4 protein-coding genes and 1 pseudogene are annotated in these 4,599 nt (G+C 67.3%); 3 read left to right on the top strand and 2 right to left on the bottom strand.

Annotated features, from left to right (window positions below):
* Nucleotides 1–183 precede the first annotated feature (183 nt).
* Together MJ785_RS13485 and MJ785_RS13490 are read right to left on the bottom strand one after the other, a co-directional pair.
* Complete coding sequence (locus tag MJ785_RS13485) at nt 184–873, bottom strand: Zn-dependent membrane protease (protein ID WP_239346381.1); 690 nt, start codon at nt 871–873, stop codon at nt 184–186.
* Nucleotides 874–950: 77 nt separating this feature from the next.
* Complete coding sequence (locus tag MJ785_RS13490) at nt 951–1,940, bottom strand: ParA family protein (protein ID WP_239309592.1); 990 nt, start codon at nt 1,938–1,940, stop codon at nt 951–953.
* A gap of 415 nt (nt 1,941–2,355) precedes the next feature.
* Here MJ785_RS13490 and MJ785_RS13495 point away from each other — a divergent pair, with 415 nt between their 5' ends.
* From MJ785_RS13495 to MJ785_RS13505, 3 genes and pseudogenes are all read left to right on the top strand, one after another.
* The gene (locus tag MJ785_RS13495) at nt 2,356–3,444 is read left to right on the top strand and encodes an S-(hydroxymethyl)mycothiol dehydrogenase (RefSeq protein WP_239309590.1); all 1,089 of its coding nucleotides are present in this window, start codon (nt 2,356–2,358) and stop codon (nt 3,442–3,444) included.
* Nucleotides 3,445–3,570: 126 nt separating this feature from the next.
* Nucleotides 3,571–4,221 (top strand): MBL fold metallo-hydrolase, encoded by a 651-nt coding sequence (locus MJ785_RS13500; RefSeq protein WP_239346379.1) that lies wholly within the window; start codon nt 3,571–3,573, stop codon nt 4,219–4,221.
* A 163-nt stretch (nt 4,222–4,384) separates the two neighbouring features.
* Nucleotides 4,385–4,587 (top strand): annotated as a pseudogene (locus MJ785_RS13505) (IS5/IS1182 family transposase); the annotation flags it as partial.
* Nucleotides 4,588–4,599 lie beyond the last annotated feature (12 nt).

The following is a 4,599-nucleotide window of genomic DNA, read 5'->3' on the forward strand; positions in this document are numbered from 1 at the left end:
ACGCATCCCGATGAGGGGATGTTCTGATCCGCGCCATGCCTGGACGCTACCGCCGGCTCAGGCAGCCGCACCGACCAGCCGGGCTGGCCAGCCGCACCGACCGGGCGGGCCGGCAGCGCCACACCCGTTCGGCCAACCAGCGACGCACGAGGCCCACGCAAGGTGTGAGGCCGGCGCAACGTGTCAACGAAGACGGAGGTTGATAATGCCGCCCAGGCCGTCGAGCAACGGAAGAACCAGCTGGTCCACGACCGAGGGGAAACCGGGAAACAACGTCGGCAGCAGGATGAGCGCCAGCAGGATGAGGATTCCGACGTTGTTCTCACGGAGCTGGTACTCGGCCCTGTGCCAGCTCGGTGACTGCGGGCCGAGTCCGAACAGCACCCGCCCACCGTCGGCGGGCGGGACCGGGATGAGGCTCACAATGAACAGCGACGCGAATGTGACCGCCAGCCACAGCACCAGCTTCCCGAGGAAGTCGCCCACACCGGCGAGCTCCACGATCCGGCTGCCCTCGATGACGACAAGCGACTGGGGAACGAACGTGAAACCGACGAGTGCGCCGAACGTGAGCAGCAGATAGGCCAGCGGCCCGGCCAGCAGCGCCGCCGCGACGTGGAACCGTCGCCCGCGACGTAGGTCGTTCATGGCTATCGGCTCGCTCCAGCCGACACCGGCGATAATCATGGCCACCGCGCTGAAAGGGCTGACATGGTGTTTCACCGACGCCGTCAGCCGGCCGGACCGCATCGGCCCGGGGTCCTGGAGCAACCTCGCGACCACGACCTGCGCCGCGTCATGTGCGTAGATCCCGATGAGGAGCGCAAGAACGATCCCCAGAAGCGCCGCGGGTTCGGCCAGGTGGAACAGCACGCCTCTACAGGTCCCTTATCCGCTTCCCGAACAAGCTACGGCTACGTGGTGCCAGGGTGTGTCCCCAGGGTATATCCCTAGCGCTGTGCCACCGGCGGCGCCGTATGCCTGGCGATCAGCTCGCGGGCCAGCCGCCGGTATCCGTCCGCTCCAACCGATGTGGGCGCGTAGGTCGTGATCGGCTCACCGGCGACGGTGGTCTCCGGGAAGCGCACGGTACGGCTGATCACCGTGTGAAAGACCTCGTCCGGGAACCGTTCGACGACCCTCGCCAGCACCTCCCGAGCGTGCAGCGTGCGGGCGTCGTACATGGTGGCAAGGATGCCCGCGAGCTCCAGGCGTGGATTCAGCCGGTCACGCACCTTGTCGATGGTGTCCAGCAGCAGGGCGACACCGCGGAGGGCGAAATACTCGCACTCCAGCGGCACGATGACCGCGTCGGCCGCGGTCAGCGCGTTCACGGTCAGTAGACCGAGCGACGGCTGGCAGTCAATAAGGATCACATCGTATTCGGAGCGGACCGACGCCAGCGCGCGCGCGAGCGTGTGCTCACGACCAACCTCGGTGACCAGCAACATCTCCGCGGCCGACAGATCGATATTGCTGGGGAGCAGATCCAGACCATCAACCTGAGTGGGGACTATCACCTCGCCCATCTCGGCTTCGCCACCCACGAGGAGATCGTGGACGGTGCGTTCCAGCACCATCGGGTTGATTCCGAGGCCGACCGACAGCGCCCCCTGCGGGTCGAAGTCGACCAGCAGGGTCCGGCGGCCGTACTCGGCGAGCGCCGCGCCGAGATTGATCGTGCTGGTCGTCTTACCGACGCCGCCCTTCTGGTTGCACATGGCGACCACCCAGGCGGCACCGTGAGTGACCACCGGAGGAGGCTTGGGAAAGGCCGGCAACGGACGTCCCGTGGGACCCAGCTCGCCTGCCCCACCTGAGCTGTGCACGACGTCGGCACCGTCGAGCCGTCCATCGGCAGACAGGGCCGGATCCCCGACGGTCACCCCCCCGTAGGGGGAACGCACCTGGGTCGGCATCGGCGAGGCGTCGGCGGTCATGTCAAGGGACCTGCTCCTTCTGGTCAGCCTGAGGGCGCGCGATCGTTCATCCTCGGCGCACCCTCAGGCCACAGGAGATATTTGCGGATCCGTGCACGAAGAGCAGAAGCGGACCGTCAGGAGCGTACCGATACTTGAGGTGACCCACGACGCCGGGTAGGTCACGTCGGCGCGGCGAGCGCCGGACATCGCGGGCGGGTTCAGGCCCGTGCCCGCCCCACACCCGTCCGTGACCTGGCTGCCTGGGACACCCGACGGCGCAGGACGAGCTACGATCACACCGTTTTCCGGCCATGCTGAGGCCCGGAGTGATTCGGCTGGTGGCAAACGCTACCGGACCGCCGCGGCTACCGGACCGCCGCACCCGGTGTCTGGCCGACAGTGCCTGACGGTCGACGATGACGGGAGCGCCGCGATGGGTTGGGTAACAGTTCCTGGTGTGGTCTCCCTGGCAAAGGGCGCTCCCGTCGTCCTGACCGAGATCATCGTTCCCGATCCCGGGCCGGGTGAGGCGCGGGTGCGCGTCCAGGCATGCGGTATCTGTCACACCGATCTGCATTACCGCGAGGGTGCTGTCAGCGACGATTATCCCTTCCTGCTCGGTCACGAGGCCGCCGGAGTCGTCGACGCCGTGGGCGAGGGGGTCACCTCGGTCACGGCCGGCGACTACGTCGTGATCGCTTGGCGGGCGCCCTGCGGGGCCTGCCGGTCCTGCCTGCGGGGCCGCCCGTGGTACTGCTTCGACTCCCGCAATGCCGCCCAGCCCATGACGCTGGTGGACGGGACGCCGCTGTCGCCGGCGCTGGGTATCGGCGCCTTCGCCGAAGCGACCCTGGTGGCCGCCGCCCAGTGCGTGAAGATCGATCCAGCGGCGCGCCCGGAGGTGGCCGGGCTGATCGGCTGTGGGGTGATGGCCGGGTTCGGCGCGGCGGTCAACACCGGCGAGATCACCCGGGGGGAAACCGTCGCGGTCTTCGGCTGCGGAGGTGTCGGGGACGCGGCCATCGCGGGCGCGGCCATCGCCGGTGCGCGACGGATCATCGCGGTGGACATCGACCCGCGCAAGCTGGAGTGGGCCCGCGGGTTCGGTGCGACCCACACCATCGACGCAGGCGGCCTCGATCCCGTGGAGGCGATCCGAGCGTTGACTGACGGTAACGGCGCAGACGTGGTCATCGAGGCGGTCGGCCGGCCGGAGACCTACCGCCAGGCGTTCTTCGCCCGGGACCTCGCCGGACGGCTCGTCCTCGTCGGTGTCCCCGAACCGGCCATGTCTCTTGAGCTGCCCATGATCGAGATATTCAGTCGCGGTGGCTCGCTGAAAACGTCCTGGTACGGCGACTGTCTGCCCAGCCGGGACTTCCCCATCCTGATCGATCTGTATCGAGCCGGCCGGCTCGACCTCGACCGGTTCGTGACCGAGACCATAGGTCTCGGCGACGTCGAGGACGCCTTTACCCGCATGCGGCGTGGCGATGTACTGCGCAGTGTCGTTACGCTCTGATCGAGATGTACGGTCAGTACCGGAATGGGCCGGTCCGGCCCGTGAGCGGCTGGGCGTTCACGCGGCCAGCGCGACGACAGTCAGCTACCCGGCGGTCAGCCGCTCAGCGACGGGGACGGAGAACGTGTGGCGAGAAACGGCGGGGTACGGGTCGATCGGATCATCACCCGCGGGGACTTCCTGATCGACGGCCAGAGCTTCACGGTTGACAACAACATCTGGCTACTCGGGGACGACACCGAGGTGCTGGTCATCGATGCCGCACACGACCCTTCAGTGATCCTCGCCGCGATCGACGGCCGGCACGTGTCAGTGATCGTCGCGACACACGGGCACAACGACCACATCAACGCGGCGGTGGAGCTGGCCGCCCGGGTACAGGCTCCGATCGCCCTGTGCCCGGCGGATCTGATGCTGTGGCAGGCGGTCTATCCGGACCGCCTGCCCGACCTCGAGCTCTCCGACGGCCAGCGGCTCCCGATCGCCGGCGGCGGCTGGCTACACGTCATGCACACTCCGGGGCACTCCCCCGGCGGGGTGTGCCTGTACGGGGTGATCGGCGGGGAACCGGTTCTGTTCAGCGGCGACACCCTTTTCCGTGGCGGCCCGGGGGCGACCGGCCGGTCGTTCTCCGACTTTCCGACCATCCTGGACTCGATCAGAGGCCGGCTGCTGACGCTGCCGCCGGAGACCGTGGTGCACACCGGCCACGGTGATGACACCACGATCGGCACCGAGGCGCTTGACTACGACCAGTGGATCCTACGCGGCCACTGAGACCAGTAAAAGAACGAAGATCGGCGCGTGTTTGTCGCCGCGTACGGTTATCCGGCCAAAAAGCGTACCGAACAACAAACACGCGCCGATCATGGATCGATACAGGGAATTCGAACCGTTGTGGGACCAGTTCTCGGCGTTACTGCCCCCACGCCCGCAGTTCGAACGCACGCACTCGTGGATGAACAACTACGTTAAGTTACGGCGGTGTACTGATAGGAACGGGGAGATCGTCGGCTTCTACCTGTATCCGGCCGCCACCTTCGTCACTGTCCGTTGTCTGATCCAGAAGGCTCGGCGACGTACCGCCGGGACAGTCGGCCCACCACCCGCCGCCTGAAGCAGCCAATCCTCCGTCTCTTTTAATGTAAGCCGGCT

Source organism: Protofrankia sp. CiT1, from assembly GCF_917627335.1.
Taxonomy (GTDB): domain Bacteria; phylum Actinomycetota; class Actinomycetes; order Frankiales; family Frankiaceae; genus Protofrankia.